The organism is Pseudomonas sp. MPB03, assembly GCF_046605385.1.
GTDB classification, from domain to species: Bacteria; Pseudomonadota; Gammaproteobacteria; order Pseudomonadales; family Pseudomonadaceae; genus Aquipseudomonas; species Aquipseudomonas zanjanensis.
The window spans coordinates 1,837,321-1,852,694 of sequence record NZ_CP176770.1 but is presented as its reverse complement, the minus strand read 5'-3'; the positions used below and the strand labels follow the sequence as shown (position 1 = coordinate 1,852,694).

General features: G+C 61.5%; 16 protein-coding genes. 7 read left to right on the top strand and 9 right to left on the bottom strand.

Going from position 1 to position 15,374, the window contains the following annotated elements:
• Nucleotides 1-23: 23 nt before the first annotated feature.
• Both ACLH0I_RS08255 and ACLH0I_RS08250 read left to right on the top strand, forming a co-directional pair.
• Nucleotides 24-2,078 (top strand): S9 family peptidase, encoded by a 2,055-nt coding sequence (locus tag ACLH0I_RS08255; RefSeq protein ID WP_411386750.1) that lies wholly within the window; start codon nt 24-26, stop codon nt 2,076-2,078.
• Between the two features lie 220 nt (nt 2,079-2,298).
• Nucleotides 2,299-2,772, top strand: a complete 474-nt coding sequence (locus ACLH0I_RS08250) for a cyclic nucleotide-binding domain-containing protein (protein WP_014337065.1) — start codon at nt 2,299-2,301, stop codon at nt 2,770-2,772.
• 142 nt (nt 2,773-2,914) lie between these two features.
• Here ACLH0I_RS08250 and ACLH0I_RS08245 read toward each other — a convergent pair whose 3' ends face one another.
• On the bottom strand, nt 2,915-3,202 hold the full coding sequence (locus tag ACLH0I_RS08245) for a hypothetical protein (RefSeq protein ID WP_072341345.1): 288 nt from the start codon (nt 3,200-3,202) through the stop codon (nt 2,915-2,917).
• A 73-nt stretch (nt 3,203-3,275) separates the two neighbouring features.
• On the opposite strand from ACLH0I_RS08245, the gene ACLH0I_RS08240 reads away from it, so the two are divergent.
• The 4 genes from ACLH0I_RS08240 to ACLH0I_RS08225 all read left to right on the top strand — a co-directional run bounded on the left by ACLH0I_RS08240 (nt 3,276) and on the right by ACLH0I_RS08225 (nt 5,515).
• Nucleotides 3,276-3,962: a spermidine synthase gene (locus ACLH0I_RS08240; protein WP_072409852.1), complete on the top strand. Its 687-nt coding sequence runs from the start codon at nt 3,276-3,278 to the stop codon at nt 3,960-3,962.
• Nucleotides 3,963-4,010: 48 nt separating this feature from the next.
• Entirely contained in the window at nt 4,011-4,385 is a 375-nt protein-coding gene (locus tag ACLH0I_RS08235; RefSeq protein WP_003184246.1) for a YajD family HNH nuclease, read from the top strand.
• Nucleotides 4,386-4,589: 204 nt separating this feature from the next.
• On the top strand, nt 4,590-5,060 hold the full coding sequence (locus ACLH0I_RS08230) for an RNA methyltransferase (RefSeq protein ID WP_250962773.1): 471 nt from the start codon (nt 4,590-4,592) through the stop codon (nt 5,058-5,060).
• 77 nt (nt 5,061-5,137) lie between these two features.
• A complete protein-coding gene (locus tag ACLH0I_RS08225; RefSeq protein ID WP_186704574.1) occupies nt 5,138-5,515 on the top strand; it encodes a DUF2892 domain-containing protein in 378 nt (125 codons plus the stop codon).
• A 123-nt stretch (nt 5,516-5,638) separates the two neighbouring features.
• Here the strand turns inward: ACLH0I_RS08225 and ACLH0I_RS08220 are convergent, their stop codons facing one another.
• Nucleotides 5,639-6,868: a hypothetical protein gene (locus ACLH0I_RS08220; protein WP_411386749.1), complete on the bottom strand. Its 1,230-nt coding sequence runs from the start codon at nt 6,866-6,868 to the stop codon at nt 5,639-5,641.
• Between the two features lie 32 nt (nt 6,869-6,900).
• Nucleotides 6,901-7,350 carry a YcgN family cysteine cluster protein gene (locus ACLH0I_RS08215; RefSeq protein ID WP_186704572.1) on the bottom strand — a complete coding sequence of 150 codons (450 nt, stop codon included), beginning with the start codon at nt 7,348-7,350 and terminating at the stop codon, nt 6,901-6,903.
• Nucleotides 7,351-7,510: 160 nt separating this feature from the next.
• Here ACLH0I_RS08215 and ACLH0I_RS08210 point away from each other — a divergent pair, with 160 nt between their 5' ends.
• Nucleotides 7,511-8,104 carry a nitroreductase family protein gene (locus ACLH0I_RS08210; protein ID WP_186704571.1) on the top strand — a complete coding sequence of 198 codons (594 nt, stop codon included), beginning with the start codon at nt 7,511-7,513 and terminating at the stop codon, nt 8,102-8,104.
• A gap of 271 nt (nt 8,105-8,375) precedes the next feature.
• Here ACLH0I_RS08210 and ACLH0I_RS08205 read toward each other — a convergent pair whose 3' ends face one another.
• From ACLH0I_RS08205 to ACLH0I_RS08180, 6 genes are all read right to left on the bottom strand, one after another.
• The gene (locus ACLH0I_RS08205) at nt 8,376-9,308 is read right to left on the bottom strand and encodes a D-2-hydroxyacid dehydrogenase (RefSeq protein WP_250962770.1); all 933 of its coding nucleotides are present in this window, start codon (nt 9,306-9,308) and stop codon (nt 8,376-8,378) included.
• 123 nt (nt 9,309-9,431) lie between these two features.
• A complete protein-coding gene (locus ACLH0I_RS08200) occupies nt 9,432-9,725 on the bottom strand; it encodes a YcgL domain-containing protein (RefSeq protein ID WP_186704569.1) in 294 nt (97 codons plus the stop codon).
• Nucleotides 9,722-10,855: a ribonuclease D gene (rnd, locus tag ACLH0I_RS08195; protein WP_411386748.1), complete on the bottom strand. Its 1,134-nt coding sequence runs from the start codon at nt 10,853-10,855 to the stop codon at nt 9,722-9,724. Before rnd ends, ACLH0I_RS08200 begins: the two co-directional genes overlap by 4 nt.
• A 121-nt stretch (nt 10,856-10,976) precedes the next feature.
• Nucleotides 10,977-11,618 carry a class I SAM-dependent methyltransferase gene (locus tag ACLH0I_RS08190; RefSeq protein ID WP_411386747.1) on the bottom strand — a complete coding sequence of 214 codons (642 nt, stop codon included), beginning with the start codon at nt 11,616-11,618 and terminating at the stop codon, nt 10,977-10,979.
• A gap of 68 nt (nt 11,619-11,686) precedes the next feature.
• Complete coding sequence (locus tag ACLH0I_RS08185) at nt 11,687-13,336, bottom strand: phosphoethanolamine transferase (RefSeq protein ID WP_250962766.1); 1,650 nt, start codon at nt 13,334-13,336, stop codon at nt 11,687-11,689.
• A 152-nt stretch (nt 13,337-13,488) separates the two neighbouring features.
• A complete protein-coding gene (locus ACLH0I_RS08180; protein WP_411387475.1) occupies nt 13,489-14,856 on the bottom strand; it encodes a glutamine synthetase family protein in 1,368 nt (455 codons plus the stop codon).
• Between the last annotated feature and the right edge of the window lie 518 nt (nt 14,857-15,374).

Below are 15,374 nucleotides of genomic sequence, written 5' to 3'. Positions count from 1 at the left end.
CGTACAACGTTCGAGAGCCTTTCATGTCCCTATCTGCCCACGTTTCCAACGCCCCGATCGCCCGCAGGGACGCTGGTGTTGACCCGTACGCCTGGCTGCAGGAACGCGACACCGACGCCGTGCTCGACTACCTCAAGGCGGAAAACAGCTACCAGGAGGCGCAACTCGCCGATCAGGCCGAACTGCGCGAAACCCTGTTCCAGGAAATCAAGGGCCGGATCCTCGAGACCGACCTGTCGCTGCCCTCGCCCTGGGGCCCGTACCTGTATTACACCCGCACCACCGCCGGTGACGAATACCCACGCCATTACCGTTGCCCGCGCCCGGCTGACGACAGCCTGACCGTGGACGAGCGCCACGAACAACTGCTGCTGGACCCGAACGCGTTGGCTGGCGGCGGTTTCTTTGCCCTGGGCGCCTTCAGCATCAGCCCCGACCACCAGCGCCTGGCCTACAGCCTGGACACCACGGGAGACGAGATCTACACCCTGTTCGTGAAGGAATTGTCCAACGACAAGGTCAGCGAACTGTCCTTCGACAATTGCGACGGCAGCATGACCTGGGCCAACGACAGCCTGACACTGTTTTTTGGCGAACTGGACGACACCCACCGCCCCCACAAACTCTGGCGCTATCGCCTGGACGGCACGGCCGCCGAAGAAGTGTTCCATGAGCCGGACGGACGTTTCTTCTTGCATTGCTATCGTTCGAGTTCGGAAAAGCAGTTGATCCTGTCCCTCGGGAGCAAGACCACCAGCGAAGTCTGGGTATTGGACGCCGCGCAACCGCAACAGCCCTTCGCCTGCCTGGCGCCACGCGTGGAAAACCACGAATACGACGTCGACCACGGCCTCCTCGATGGCCAATGGACCTGGTTGATCCGCAGTAACCGCGACGGGATCAACTTCGCCCTGTATCAGGCCGTCGACACCGGCGTGGCACCCACCGAGGCCGACTGGCAGAACCTGATCCCCCACAGCGACACGGTGATGATCGACGGCCTGAGCCTGAACGCCGGGGCCATGACCTTGAGCCTGCGCGAAGGCGGCCTGCCGATCATCGAGGTACATCCCCAGGGTTTGCCGGCGTATCGGGTGCAACTACCGGACGCGGCCTACAGCCTGCATGTGCAGAACAGCCTGGAATTCATTAGCGATCGCATTCGCCTGCGTTACGAGGCCTTGAACCGTCCGGCGCAGATCCGCCAGTTGGACCTGGCCAGCGGCGCCCAGGTGGTGCTCAAGCAAACCCCAGTGCTGGGGCCGTTCGATGCCGATGCCTATGTCAGCCAGCGGCTCTGGGCCACGGCGGCGGACGGCACCCAGGTGCCCATCAGCCTGGTGGTCAGGCGCGAAGACCTCGGCCGACCGGTGCCGCTGTACCTGTACGGCTACGGTGCCTATGGCGAAAGCCTCGACCCGTGGTTTTCCCATTCGCGGCTGAGCCTGCTCGACCGCGGCGTGGCGTTTGCCATCGCCCATGTACGGGGCGGCGGCGAGCTGGGGGAAGCCTGGTATCGCGCCGGCAAGCAGGAACATAAGCACAACACATTCGGCGACTTCATCGCCTGCGCCGAACATTTGATCGCCAACGGTTTCACCACCGCAGGACAACTGGCGATCAGCGGCGGCAGTGCCGGTGGCCTGCTGATCGGCGCGGTGCTCAACCAACGCCCGGAGCTGTTCAAGGTGGCGATTGCCGAAGTGCCGTTCGTCGATGTGCTCAACACCATGCTCGACCCAGACCTGCCGCTGACCATCACCGAATACGACGAATGGGGCAATCCAGAGGAGCCGGACGTTTATGATCGGATCCGGGCCTACGCCCCGTACGAAAACGTCAGCGCCCAGGCGTACCCGGCGCTGCTGGTGATCGCTGGCTACAACGACAGCCGCGTGCAGTACTGGGAAGCAGCCAAGTGGGTGGCGAAATTGCGCGCCACCAAGACCGACGACAACCCCCTGCTGCTCAAGACCGAACTGGGCGCCGGCCACGGCGGAATGAGCGGGCGCTACCAGGGATTACGTGACGTAGCGCTCGAATACGCATTTGTCTTGAAGGTTTTGGGGCGGGTCTGAGGAACTCTGTGGGATGGCCGGGTCTTAGCTGCATGCGCAAGGCTCAGACATGACGCTGTTCCAATGTGGGAGCGAGCTTGCTCGCGATGGCGCCAGTTCAGCCACATGGTTGTCGACTGATACGCCGCTATCGCGAGCAAGCTCGCTCCCACAGGGGTTCGCCTACACTCAAAACAATCCAAAAAACCGCAGAAAACGACAAGAAAAAGACCGTGCCAACATGTCAGAACCGACCTTACTGAACAAAGAAATCCGCGACTGGCTGATGGACTGCGGCCTGTTCGACCAGTTGCTACCCGTAGACTTCGCCGCGGCGTCGGGCTATTTCAGCATCAGCGCCATCGCCGAGGGCGAAGCGATTTTCCGCGAAGGCGATGCCGGCAGCTTCATGTGCATCATCCACACCGGCCAGGTGGCCGTGCAGAAAACCGGCCCCGACGGCCAACCCGTGACCATCGCCACGCTGCGCAGCGGCCGGGCCTTCGGCGAAATGGCCGTGCTCGACGGCGAACGGCGCTCGGCCAGTTGCATCGCCGCCAGTGATTGCCAGTTGCTGAACCTGGGCAAGGACTCCTTGGAAAAAATGCTCAACGACGCCCCCAAGATCGCCGCCAAGATCATCCGCGCCCTTGCCGTTTCCCTGTCCAAGCGCCTGCGCATGGCCGATGGGCAGTTGTTGTCGCAGCAGGTCTGACCGCACCATTAAACCTAGCCGGAGCCCCCTGTGGGAGCGAGCTTGCTCGCGATAGCGTCAGTTCAGCCAGTATCAATGTTGACTGATACACCGCCATCGCGAGCAAGCTCGCTCCCACAGGTTATTGCGTCGTGTGGGCGTTCTACCCCCCCGGCGACTTGGCCTTCACCGGCTTCGGCTCCATGCCCGGTATCGGCTGGTCCTTGGGCGGCTTGGGCATTTCAATCGGCGGCAGCAAGGGTGGCCCACCACTTCCCGGGCCGGCCTTGGGCACGCCGTTAGGCGTGACCGGCGGATAGGGCATGGGCGTGGCAGTGCCCGGCGATCCGGGGATACTCGGCGGGTTGACCGGAATCGTCGGTTGTTGAGCCTGGGCGCAACTTATTGAGAGCGCCGCCAGGGCAATGGCCGTTAGAATGATGCACTTCATCAATGGCTCCGTGGCTATTGTCTGCTTTAAGGCTAGTCGTTACCGCGCCGGTCTGCCCTCCTACGAGATCTCCATGAAACGTTTCGTTCTGCTCGACACCACGCCCATCCCTGACAACGGCGGTGCCCTGTGCCTGTTCGAGTACGGCGAAGACTTCGTCATCAAGATCCAGGGTGGCGACGGCGGGCAACTGATGAACACCCGCATGCACGGTTCCGAAGACGCCCTGGCCGAGATTCCTTGCCGCAAGGTCGCCGGTCGTCCCGGCTCGCGCGTGCTGATCGGCGGCCTCGGCATGGGCTTCACTCTTGCCTCGGCCCTCAAGCACCTGGGCAAGACCGCCGAAGTGGTGGTGGCCGAGCTGGTGCCCGGCGTGGTCGAGTGGAACCGTGGCCCCCTGGGTGAAAAGGCCGGGCGGCCGCTGGCGGACCCGCGCACGGTGATCCGCCTGGAAGACGTGGCCAAGGTGCTGCAAGCCGAACCCCAGGGGTTCGACGCGATCATGCTCGATGTCGACAACGGCCCGGAAGGCCTGACCCAGAAAGCCAACAGTTGGCTGTATTCGGCCGGTGGCCTGGCCGCTTGCGCCAAGGCCCTGCGGCCCAAGGGCGTGCTGGCGGTATGGTCGGCCAGCGCTGACCGGCAGTTTTCCGACAAGCTGAAGAAGGCCGGTTTCAAGGCCGAAGAGGTGCAAGTGTTCGCCCATGGCAACAAAGGCACCCGCCACACCATCTGGATTGCCGAGAAGCTCAAGGGCTGAGCTAAACTCTGTCCAACCGTCATCAGTCTTTTCTACAAAGGTGAACCCATGAGTTCGTCAACGCCACCGTCCAACACCGCCAAGCTGGACCGCATCCTCGCCGATGCCCAGCGCGACCGGGAGATGGGTTACCGCGACAAAGCCCTGAAAATGTATCCCCATGTCTGTGGCCGCTGTGCCCGTGAGTTTTCCGGCAAGCGCCTGAGCGAACTGACCGTTCACCACCGCGACCACAACCATGACAACAACCCGCAGGACGGTTCCAACTGGGAACTGCTGTGCCTGTACTGCCACGACAACGAGCACTCGCGCTACACCGACCAGCAATACTTCGGCGACGGCTCCCTGAGCACCCCGAAGATTGCCAAGGCGACCCACAACCCGTTCGCCGCGTTGGCTGGGTTGATGAAGAAAGACGAGTAATCGTCATCACCCAAGAATTTTTACAGGCTGCAAGGCCGTCATCGCGAGCAAGCTCGCTCCCACAGTGGATTTTCGGCGTTCACAAAACCCTGTGGGAGCGAGCTTGCTCGCGATGGCAATCAAACAAACACCACACATCTCGAACCTGACCACCCTCCCCCATTCCCCGTATAATCGCGCCTTTTCCCCAAAGGCACCCCGCCCGTGGCCAACAAACGCTATAGCTGCATCGGTCTGTTCAACCCCAAGTCACCGGAAAACGTCGGTTCGGTCATGCGTGCCGCCGGTTGCTACGGCGTGGCGTCGGTGTTCTACACCGGCAAGCGCTATGAGCGCGCCGCCGACTTCGTCACCGACACCAAGAAAGTCCACTACGACATCCCGCTGATCGGTATCGACGACCTGAAGAAAATCCTGCCCCTGGGCTGTGTGCCAGTGGCCGTCGAGCTGGTGGAAGGTGCCCGCTCGCTGCCCGAATACACCCACCCGGACCGGGCGCTGTACATCTTCGGCCCGGAAGACGGCTCGCTGGACAAGGAGATTCGCGATTGGTGCGAGGACGTGGTGTACATCCCCACCACCGGTTGCATGAACCTGGCCGCTACCGTCAACGTCGTGTTGTACGACCGCATGGCCAAAGGCAACAACACCCGTTCGGGACCGCAATTCCGCTGATCGGTGCGATATTCGATTGAACAAGGCAATCGCTCAGGCAGTCAGCTTTATACCAATCCCCACACTGGAGACAGATCATGAGCGATAACAATCCGTTCGAGCCGATTGAGCGCACCCCTTTCCAATCCCATCCGCCGCAAAACGTGCACGGCTGGGAGCGCATTGGCTCGTTGGCCGGCGGTGTGCTGATGATGGGCAAGGGTCTACGCCGTGGCGGGGTGATCGGGCTGGCTCAACTGGCGATCGGCGGCATGGCGTTGGCGCGGGGCATCACCGGGCATTGCTCGGCCAAGAGCCTGCTGGAAAAGAATCGCCAGAACCTGGACAACGCCCGCGCCCGCATCGAGCAGGCCGGTGAAGAGCTGAGTCGCCTGAAGGCCAACGCCGAGGCGGCGACTGGCACGGCTACGGTGACGGGGAATGATTCGTTGAATTCGCCGAAGGTTGGGCTCTGATTTTTGCAGTGCCGCTGATGGCCTCATCGCGAGCAGGCTCGCTCCCACATTGATCGAGTCATGCACAAATAATCTGTCCACTGAAGATCCAGTGTGGGAGCGAGCCTGCTCGCGAAGGCGGTATTACTGAAGTAACTGGGTATCCAGCACAGTGGAAGCCCCACCCAAAACACTTTCACTGAGCTGGACAAACTCCTCGGTGTCGACGGTTTCCAGGCGCATCGCCCCCTGCAACACATCATCCAGCGAACGCTTGTTACGGGTCTTCAGGCGAATCTCGCGGTCCAGCTCCTGCAACAGCAATACCGCCTTGGCCACGGCCGCCGGGCTGATCTGCTCGCCGCGCAACGTGGTGACGCCCTTGCTGTCATGGGCGAGCCGGTCGTTCAAGGTTTGGTAGCGCTCATCACTCAAGCCGCCGGCGCGGCGCAGCAGTTCGACCGCGTAATACTCGGTCAGCCCCTCGCTGATCCAATCGCTACGGTCCTGATCATTGACCCGGGCCAGTGCCTGCACCAACTCCCGCAACAACGGGCTGCTGCCCCGCTCGCTGACCAACGGCGGGCGGCTGTGCAGGTAAATCGAGTCATGGCCGGCCTGGGCGCCACGCCACAGCGGATCGCCGGCGCCGACAATCAGCAACTTGGCCGGATGGCGCGGCACCAGCGCTTGCACCTGCGGCCAAACGAACGTCAGCAGCGTCAGCACGTCCATCCGGCGCATGCCCTGGCCCCGGGGCGAGGCCACGGTCACTTCGGTTTCACCCAGGCGGGTACGGCGGCTGCCCAGTTTGCCGGCGAGCATCCAGCCCGTGGGACGGTCGAACAGGCGCGAGGGGTTGTCGATGCGGAAGCGCTGCTTGCCGATGCGCGGCCAAGGGGTCTCGATGCTTTTCCAGCCGTCAGGCAATTCAAACTCAAGACGTGCCACCAGTTCGATGCCGTCCTGCTGATCGAGCTTGGCCAACGGCACCAGATCATCGCCGCGCAGCAACGCCCAGGTCGGGGTCATGCGGGTTTCGAAGGTGGCGTTCTTGCGGGCATGGCTGATGCGCACGCGATAGCTCAGGCTCGCCTTGTCCGCGGCCGGACGCCAGACACCACGGGCTTCTTTGCCAGGGGTGAGCTGCCATTGGCCGTCGGCCTTGAAATCGCTGTAGCGACTGCCGTCGCCGAGGTCGAAATCCAGGCTGCGCACCGCTGAACCCCGGGCCAGGGTCAGGCGCACTTCGGCCTGGTCGCCCTGGGGCAACAGGTGCACGTGATAATCCAGGTCGACTTTCTGCGCCGCCCACAGCGGCCCGCACACTGCCAGCAACCCGGCCGCCAGTATCCGTTTCAATCCTGCAGCCATGGGTTCTCCCAGGTGGCGCGCCGCCCGGTGGTTCAGCCGGCGCGAAAAATCAGATGATCTTCCCAGTCGTCTTCCGGCACGCTGCCTTCGGCCAGCATACGTCCAGACTGGGAAATGCGTTCATGGTGCACGGCATCGCGATCGCCGCAGACCAGGTGGTGCCACAAGGGCAAGTCCTTGCCCTCGCTGACCAGCCGATAACCGCAGGTCGGCGGCAGCCATTTGAACTCATCGGCCTTGCCCGGCGTGAGCTGGATGCAATCGGGCACGTACTCACGACGGTTGGGGTAGTCGGTGCACTGGCAGGTTTTCAGGTCCAGCAGTTTGCAGGCGATGCGGGTGTAGTAGACGCTGTTGTCATCTTCGTCTTCGAGCTTTTGCAGGCAGCACAGGCCACAGCCGTCGCACAGCGATTCCCATTCCTGGGGATCGAGCTGATCGAGGGTTTTGCGTATCCAGAACGGTTCGACTTTGGCGGCCATGGTTCGAGCATCAACATCAGGTGGTGAAAAGGCCGACAGTCTAGTGCCGGGGCTTCTTGAGGCCAAGCATTGGCGACTGTCGGTATACAGGGGCTTGTCAGGCCGGACGGCGGGACGTAGGTTGCTTGATTGTCTTTCCACACTCGAGCCAGGTAAGCCCATGAGCGCCAACTCCCGCATTGCCGATTACGCGATTCACCCTCAGTTCATCGAACGCTGGTCGCCCCGCGCCTTTACCGGCGAAAGCATTGCCGAAGAAACCTTGCTGAGCTTCTTCGAAGCCGCACGCTGGGCCCCTTCGGCCTACAACTCCCAACCTTGGCGTTTCCTGTATGCGCGGCGCGACACGCCGAACTGGGAGCGTTTCCTGGGCTTGCTCAACGAGTTCAACCGCGGCTGGGCCCAACACGCCTCGGCCTTGGTGATCATCGTCTCGAAAACCACCTTCGCGGTGCCCGGCGCCACCGAGGAAACCCCGGCGCAGAGCCACACCTTCGACACCGGTGCGGCCTGGGGCCACCTGGCGCTGCAAGCCAGCCTCAGCGGCTGGCACACCCATGGCATGGCCGGTTTCGACCAGGAACTGACCCGCAAGGAACTGAAGATCCCGCAAGGCTACGCCCTGCACGCCGCCGTGGCGATTGGCAAGCTGGGGGACAAATCGACCCTGGCCGAATACCTCCAGGCCCGCGAAGTCCCAAGCCCACGCCGGCCGCTGAGCGAACTGGTGGCAGAAGGTGATTTCACCCTGTAACCCCTTTTGTAGCCGCCGGAGTCCCCCCTGTGGGAGCGAGCTTGCTCGCGATGGCGTCAGCTCAGCCACTTTGATGGCGACTGGCACTCCGCTATCGCGAGCAAGCTCGCTCCCACATTCTGATCTGTGGCGGACACACTTCTTGTGGCCACTGAAAACCCACTGTGGGAGCGGGCTTGCTCGCGAAAGCGGCGTGTCAGTTCACGATTATGTCGGCTGAAACGCCGCCTTCGCGAGCAAGCCCGCTCCCACAGTTTGATCGAGGATGGCTTCAGTAACCCCGGCTGAAATCCACTTCACCACGCAGTGCTTCGCCCGCCTGATAGGCCCGCAGATTTTCCAGGAACAACTGCGCCATCATTGGTGGCGAGGTCGGTGCCGAACTGTGGCCGGTCAGCAGCAGGCCCCAGGCGGTCCAGAACGGATGGCGCTGCGGCAGCGGCTCCTGGCGGCAGACGTCGATCACCGCACCGGCCAGGTGCCCTTCCTTCAGGGCTTGCACCAGGTCCGCGTCCACAACCGCCACGCCGCGGCCAACGTTGATGAACAACCCGGTCGGCTTGAATTGCTTGAACAGCGCCGCATCGTAGATGTCATGGGTCTCTGGCGTGTTGGGCAGCAGATTGATCACGTAATCCACCTCGCCCACCAGACGCGGCAGATCCTTCAGTGCCCCGACCTCGATGAACGGCGCCATTTCCCTGGCTTCGCTGGCGATGCCGTACAGCTGCACGCCGAACGGCACCAGGAACTGCGCCACACGCTGGCCGATGTCCCCCGTCCCGACAATCAATACCTTGCGTCCAGCCAAGCCTTGGCCCTGGCGGTTGTCCCACTTGCGCTCGACCTGGCTGACCAACCGGGCCAGTACCTCGCGCTCATGGCCGAGCATGTAGGTCAGCACATACTCAGCCATCACCTGGCCAAAAATGCCCACGGCACGGGTCAGGCGGTAATCGCGGCTCAAGCCATCGGCCAGCAGCGGCGTTATGCCCGCCCAGGTCGATTGCAGCCAACGGGGTTGGTGGCCTTGACGCAACAGGGTGGCCAGCAGATCAGGCTGGCCGAGCCAGACCGGGCAATCGGTGGCCAGTCGCGACAGCTCGGCGGAATCGCCGCTGGTCAGCACTTCAATATCGGGTGCAGCCTGACGCAGAAGCTGGGCATACACCGCGTGATCGTGTTCGGCAATCAGAACGCGCATGAATCAAACCTTTCAAAAACAGTGCAGACGAGCGCCGACAGAGTGTCGCTCTATCCTTGCGATCGTCGTCAATAAATCATTCCGTTTTTCAAGAAGCGCCCAGGACAGGCGCCTCCAATACCATCAGACCGGGTCGTTACGGCGCAACAACTCTTCGGGCAAATGCTCGATGTATTCGTCTTCGGCCGGTGGCATCTGCAAGTGATAGCCCTGGGTGTCGAGGTTTTCCAGCACTTTGTTGATGTCTTCCCGGGACAGCTCACGCTCGGGGCTCAGCACCAGGTCAAAGGCGTGGATCGCCTTGCCGAAGGCGGCCATCAATGGCTCGGGCACACGCTCCAAGGCATCGCTCTTGAGCACATACAGGTACATCTCGTTTTTCTTCGAGCTGCGGTAGATGGAGCAGATACGTTTCAAGGCTGTTCTCCGGCAGTGGCCAGGCTGTCGAGCAGCGCCTGGCCCATCAATTCGCGGCGCCAGCCACGCAGCGAATCGGGCAATTGGTAGGGGCCCTCGGGAAAGCCGCTCTTGATCAGCGCCTCGAGGGTTTTCTTGCGCAGCATCAGCTCCGGGGCAATGCCCAGGCGCTCGGCTTCAACCTGCCCCAACGCCCGCAGGCGCTTGACCAGGGCAGCGGCCTCGATGGGCAACGGTTCGGCCACGGCCGGCGGCCATTGCTCAGGCGGGATGCTGGCGGCGCGCTGGATCAGATCCAACAGAAACTGGCCGTCCTGGCGCACGGTACGCGGGTGCATGTCTTCGATTTTCGCCAGCGCGCCGAGGTTATCCGGCTGGGTGCGGGCCAGGGGCCACAGCGAATGTTCACGGATGATGCGGTTGCGCGGCAGGTCGCGGGCCCGTGCTTCACGTTCGCGCCAGGCGCACAGCTCGCGCAGCACGGCCAATTGGGCGCGGGACAGTTTCCAGGCCAGCTTGGCCTCGCGGTAGACCTCGTACGGGTCGACTTCGCGACGCAGGTTGGCCACCAGTTCGGCGCCATCCTCCAAGACCCAGCGGTATTTTTCGTCGGAAAGCTTCGGGCGCAGGTCTACGAAAACTTCCGCCAGATGCACCGCATCCTCTGCCGCATAGCTGATTTGCGTCTCGGACAGGGGCCGTTGCAACCAATCGGAACGGGTCTCGCCCTTGGGCAGCTCGATGCCCAGCACTTCCTGCACCAGCCGCGAATAGCCCATGGAGAAACCCAGGTTCAGGTAGGCGGCAGCCAATTGGGTATCGAACAGCGGCGCGGGCAGGCTACCGGTCAGGCGCAGCAGCACTTCAAGGTCTTCGCTGCAAGCGTGCAACACCTTGAGCACCGCCGGGTTTTCCAGCAGAACGGCCAAGGGCTGCCAGTTGTCGATGGTCAAGGGGTCGATCAGATAGGCACGCTTGCCATCGCCAATCTGCAGTAAGCCAGCAATGGGATAAAAGGTGTCGACCCGCATGAATTCGGTGTCGAGGGCGACGAATGGCAACTGCTGCCACTCGGCGCAAAACTGACCGAGGCTATCGTTGTCGCGAATCCAGTGAATATCGATGGCCACACGGCTCTCCCTTGAAGAATGGCGCGCAGTATATATCGCCGCTGGTGATTGCGAGCATCCGTAGAGCATCTGTCTGAGAGAAATCGCCTGCGAAAAAGCAAGAATAGTCCTACATCAAGAATTAACCGGTCTTACGCAATACATAAACACGCGTCAGCGCAAAACCGGGTAGGAAATCCTGATACCAAAGCACGCTGAAACCCGCCTGGCGAAACTCGGCTTCGACATCGGCCTTGTCGGCCAGGCTGCGTTGCGGCACCTGGCCCATCTTGAGACGCCCTTCGATTTTCACCGAAACGATCACCGTATCGCGACTGACCCGATGAAACTCGCGCAACAGCACCAGGCGATGCTCGCTGGCGCGGAGATGGCGAAACAGTTGCAAACAGAAAATACAGTCCACTGCGTTGGCCGACAGCCCAAGGGTGAATGCCGAACTCGGGAAGGTCTTGACCCGCTGGAGCAACGTGTCGCCATGGTGGGTGAGCGCGTGTTCGAGCATGTCCGGCGACGGGTCCGCCGCCAGGATCACCCGGTTGGCATGCTCGGCCAGCACCGGCCAGAACCGCCCTGCCCCACAGGCCACGTCCAGCACCAACCCCGGCTCGCCCGCCACTTTCAGGGCATTGCGCACCATTTGTTCGTCGCGCCAGAACGCCAGGCGCAAGCGGCGAGGTGCCGGTCGGCAGCAAACCTGCGCATGCTCCTGGTCATGCTGCCTGGCGAACTCAAGCTCAATGGTGGATGGGGGTAACCCGGACATACAAACGGCTCTTGGAAAAGGCTGGCTGACAGGTTAACCAACCCCGCGTGAAAAAAAGGTCCAGGCGTTCACTCCCGTGCCAGGACACCATCAATCACCGCGCCGCGACAATTGGCGAACAGGTCCAGGTCGCGGTTATAGACCTGGCTGTTGACTTCCAGCAACCCGAGCATCGAATGAAACAGGTTGTCCTGGCTCAAGGGCTTTTCACGACTCAGTTGCAGGCAATGGGTGTCGACCGAAAAGGACTTCTGGTAGCTGTCGGAGAACCAGGCCAGCATAGCCACGTGTTTCTGTTGTTCCGGGGCGAGCATGTAGGGCGTGCCATGGAGAAACAGGTTGTACTCGCCCAGGGACTCGCCATGGTCCGACAGGTACAGCATGGCCGTGTCGACCTTGTCCTGGTTGGCCCGCAGCAGATCGATCAGGGTCGACAGCACATGATCGGTGTACACCAGCGTGTTGTCATAGCCATTGACGATGCTCTCGCGGCTGCAATTGTTCAGCGCATTGCTTTCGCACACCGGCGTGAAATGCTCGTATTCCTTGGGGTAGCGCTTGAAGTATTCCGGCCCGTGGCTGCCCATCTGGTGCAGCACCAGTACCGTGTCCTTGTCGAGGGTGTCGATGAAATGCTGCAGCCCCTGGAGCAGTATCTCATCGCGGCACTCACTGTTGGCGCACAGCGCCGGGTCCTTGAGGTTGCTGACATCCTGCAGCGTGACCCGGTCGCAGGTGCCCTTGCAGCCAGATTGATTGTCCCGCCAGATCACCTCCAGCCCGGCGCGCTTGAGCACATCCAGCAAGCCCTCCTCATTCTTGGCCTTGCTGGCGTCGTAGTTCTTGCGTCCCATGTTGGAGAACATGCAGGGCACCGACACGGCGGTCTCGGTGCCGCAGGAATGCACGTCGGTGAAGGCGATCAGGCCGGCCTCCTTGTCCAATGTCGGCGTAGTGTCGCGGTGATAACCGAGGATGCCGAAGTTCTCGGCCCGGGCACTCTCGCCCACCACCAGGACGGTCAGGGATTTGCGGCCATGGGTTTGCCAGGCCGGGTTGCGGCTCGCGTCCTCGCCCAAGGTGATGAACGGCTGCTTGGCCGACGCGACCTGTTCACGCAAGTACCCAAGCGAGGCACCGATGTAATTGCTCGGTACGACCATCAAGCGCAACTCGTGGTGGTTGCGAAACAGTGACGACAAACCTTGGTAGTTGACCAGGGCAACGACGCCGATCACCGCGGCCGAGGCCACGCCGACCAGTAACTTACTTAATAACTCCTTTGGCCAACGACGGTAGTTGATCGGGGTCTTGAACAACAACCAGCACGGCAAGCCCCCCAATAAGCCGATATAGACAAACAACTTCAACGACAACAGGTCACGGACTTCCGTGGCATTGGTTTCAGCGAAGTTGCGCAACATGCCGGCATCGATCAAGACGCCGTATTGGGCCATGAAATACGCCACGCCGGCGCTGATCAGGAATAACAGCATCAGCACCGGCTTGAGCAGCGGACGGAAGGCCACGAGCGTCAACACCAGGTTGAACGCACAGAAAATCATCAGGCCAAACGCCACGCACATCAGCAGGCCCCGAGCGTCCGCCGTCGTGATCGCCAGCAAGTGTTGCCAGAGCACGAGGTTGAAGCCCACTAACAAAAAGGCACTGGCGGCCAGCGTCACCCACTCGGGGCGCACGGCTTTAATAGTCAGCATGAGGGTTGACGGCTTCCTGAAGTTGCTCTTTGAAAAAGAAGTGCCGCAGAAAACAGATGAAAAAAATGTTTTCTACGGCAACACAAACTTTAGGTAGCCCACCATCAATTTTTCGTGAAAAAGTTGCTGTTAAATAATTATTTAATCTGCTGCTAAGCCTGATTCAGATACCAGCGCCAATCCTGCTCCCCGACTTCCCCCATGAACTGCCGGTATTCGGCGCGCTTGACCGCCAGATAAACACCCAGGAACGCCTCGCCAAACGCTCCCCGCGCCCAAGTCGAAGCTTCAAGGGCACGCAGGGTAGTGAGCCAGTCAGTGGGCAGCAGCTCGGTCGCCTGGGCGTAGCCGTTGCCTTCCACAGGTTTCCCGGGATCGCATTGTTCACGCAAGCCGTGATGGATGCCGGCCAATATCGCCGCAGCCGCCAGGTAAGGGTTGGCATCGGCGCCGCAAATACGATGCTCGATGTGCCGCGAGAACGCCGGGCCGCCCGGTACCCTCAGGCTCACGGTGCGGTTGTCCACGCCCCAGGTGGCGGCCAGCGGTGCGTAGCTGTTGCTTTGGAAGCGCCGGTAGGAGTTGGCGTTCGGGCAAAACATCAACAACGAATCGAGTAAGGTATCGAGCATCCCGCCCACGGCATGGCGCAACAGTGGCGTCCCGTCGCCGGCCTCACTGGCAAACAGATTGTGGCCATCGCGGTCGGCCAGGCTGACATGCATGTGCAGGCCGGAGCCCGCCAAGTGCTCGAACGGCTTGGCCATGAAACACGCCTGCATGCCGTGCTTGTGGGCCACGCCCTTGACCAGTCGTTTGTAGCGCACCGCTTCATCCATGGCTTGCAAGGCATCGCTGCGGTGTTCAAGGGTGATTTCCACTTGTCCCGGGGCGTATTCGGAAATCGCGGTGCGGGCCGGAATGCCTTGTAGCTTGCATGCGGCGTACAGGTCGGCGAGGAACGGCTCTAACTGCTCCAGTTCACGCAAACCATAGACCTGGGTGGCGCGCGGCCGACCACCGTCAGCGTCCCGCGCCGGTTGCGGCCGGCCTTGGCTGTCGCGCTGTGTGTCCAGCAGATAAAACTCCAGCTCCGCCGCCATCACCGGATAAAAACCGTCGGCCTGCAGGGCTTCGATCACCTGACTGAGCAGATAACGCGGATCGGCGATGGTCGCTGGCATGCCTTCCTGGGGATGCATACTGACCTGCACCGCGGCCGTGGGAATCAACCGCCACGGCATACGCTGCAAACTGCCGCTGAGGGGATAGGCGCGGCAATCGATGTCGCCGACGTCCCACACCAGCCCGGAATTTTCCACATCGTCGCCATTGAGGGTCAGCCCGAGAATCGTACTGGGCAGCGGCCGACCACTTTCATAGACCGCCAGCAACTCGTCCCGATGCAACAACTTGCCCCGGGGCACGCCGTTGTTATCGAGAATGAACAACTCGAACAACTCGATATCGGGGTTTTGCGCAAGGAACGCCTGGGCGTGTTGCACGGGTGCGAAAGACATCTTGGCAAGGCTCATGAGAAAACTCGTATTTCCGTGTCGGACGGGCGACAACGCACCGTCAGTTTGTGCTCGCCATTGAGCGAGCACCGTGGAGGTTCAACAGGAAAAACGAGTGTCCGGAGGACGCGCATGGCGACAATGCCAGAGCGCCCAAAAAGCCAGCTCGGAGGGCAGCGCACTAAGGGAGGGGGCCATGGCAGGCGTGCTCCTGCCGACCGGATCGACTGCGGCGGATGGAGGGTATTGCACTGCCAGGGGCCAAGCGTCCATGAGCGCATCACAGGAAACACATCGGGCAAGCGTCCCACGGCACCTTGGGCGGTTAAACATGGATTTGATGAAGCTTGGATCATCGCTAACTAAACTTAAGCAAACGAGTCGGTCGTTGATCGACACGTCGTGTTCCCTACACAATCTGTCCCGTTCCCGACCATGAAAAGGCCTGCCTGGCATTCTCTTGGCACTATCGTTCCGTTACGATCGTCAGCCTGGTTTGCGCAAGATCCGCGCAAGGAAGC

What these genes read in the sequence shown, in the direction of transcription:
- ACLH0I_RS08255 (WP_411386750.1), top strand. Translation starts at nt 24, where the DNA reads ATGTCCCTATCTGCCCACGTTTCCAACGCCCCGATCGCCCGCAGGGAC.
- ACLH0I_RS08250 (WP_014337065.1), top strand. Translation starts at nt 2,299, where the DNA reads ATGTCAGAACCGACCTTACTGAACAAAGAAATCCGCGACTGGCTGATG.
- ACLH0I_RS08245 (WP_072341345.1), bottom strand. Translation starts at nt 3,202, where the DNA reads ATGAAGTGCATCATTCTAACGGCCATTGCCCTGGCGGCGCTCTCAATA.
- ACLH0I_RS08240 (WP_072409852.1), top strand. Translation starts at nt 3,276, where the DNA reads ATGAAACGTTTCGTTCTGCTCGACACCACGCCCATCCCTGACAACGGC.
- ACLH0I_RS08235 (WP_003184246.1), top strand. Translation starts at nt 4,011, where the DNA reads ATGAGTTCGTCAACGCCACCGTCCAACACCGCCAAGCTGGACCGCATC.
- ACLH0I_RS08225 (WP_186704574.1), top strand. Translation starts at nt 5,138, where the DNA reads ATGAGCGATAACAATCCGTTCGAGCCGATTGAGCGCACCCCTTTCCAA.
- ACLH0I_RS08220 (WP_411386749.1), bottom strand. Translation starts at nt 6,868, where the DNA reads ATGGCTGCAGGATTGAAACGGATACTGGCGGCCGGGTTGCTGGCAGTG.
- ACLH0I_RS08215 (WP_186704572.1), bottom strand. Translation starts at nt 7,350, where the DNA reads ATGGCCGCCAAAGTCGAACCGTTCTGGATACGCAAAACCCTCGATCAG.
- ACLH0I_RS08210 (WP_186704571.1), top strand. Translation starts at nt 7,511, where the DNA reads ATGAGCGCCAACTCCCGCATTGCCGATTACGCGATTCACCCTCAGTTC.
- ACLH0I_RS08205 (WP_250962770.1), bottom strand. Translation starts at nt 9,308, where the DNA reads ATGCGCGTTCTGATTGCCGAACACGATCACGCGGTGTATGCCCAGCTT.
- ACLH0I_RS08190 (WP_411386747.1), bottom strand. Translation starts at nt 11,618, where the DNA reads ATGTCCGGGTTACCCCCATCCACCATTGAGCTTGAGTTCGCCAGGCAG.
- ACLH0I_RS08185 (WP_250962766.1), bottom strand. Translation starts at nt 13,336, where the DNA reads ATGCTGACTATTAAAGCCGTGCGCCCCGAGTGGGTGACGCTGGCCGCC.
- ACLH0I_RS08180 (WP_411387475.1), bottom strand. Translation starts at nt 14,856, where the DNA reads ATGTCTTTCGCACCCGTGCAACACGCCCAGGCGTTCCTTGCGCAAAAC.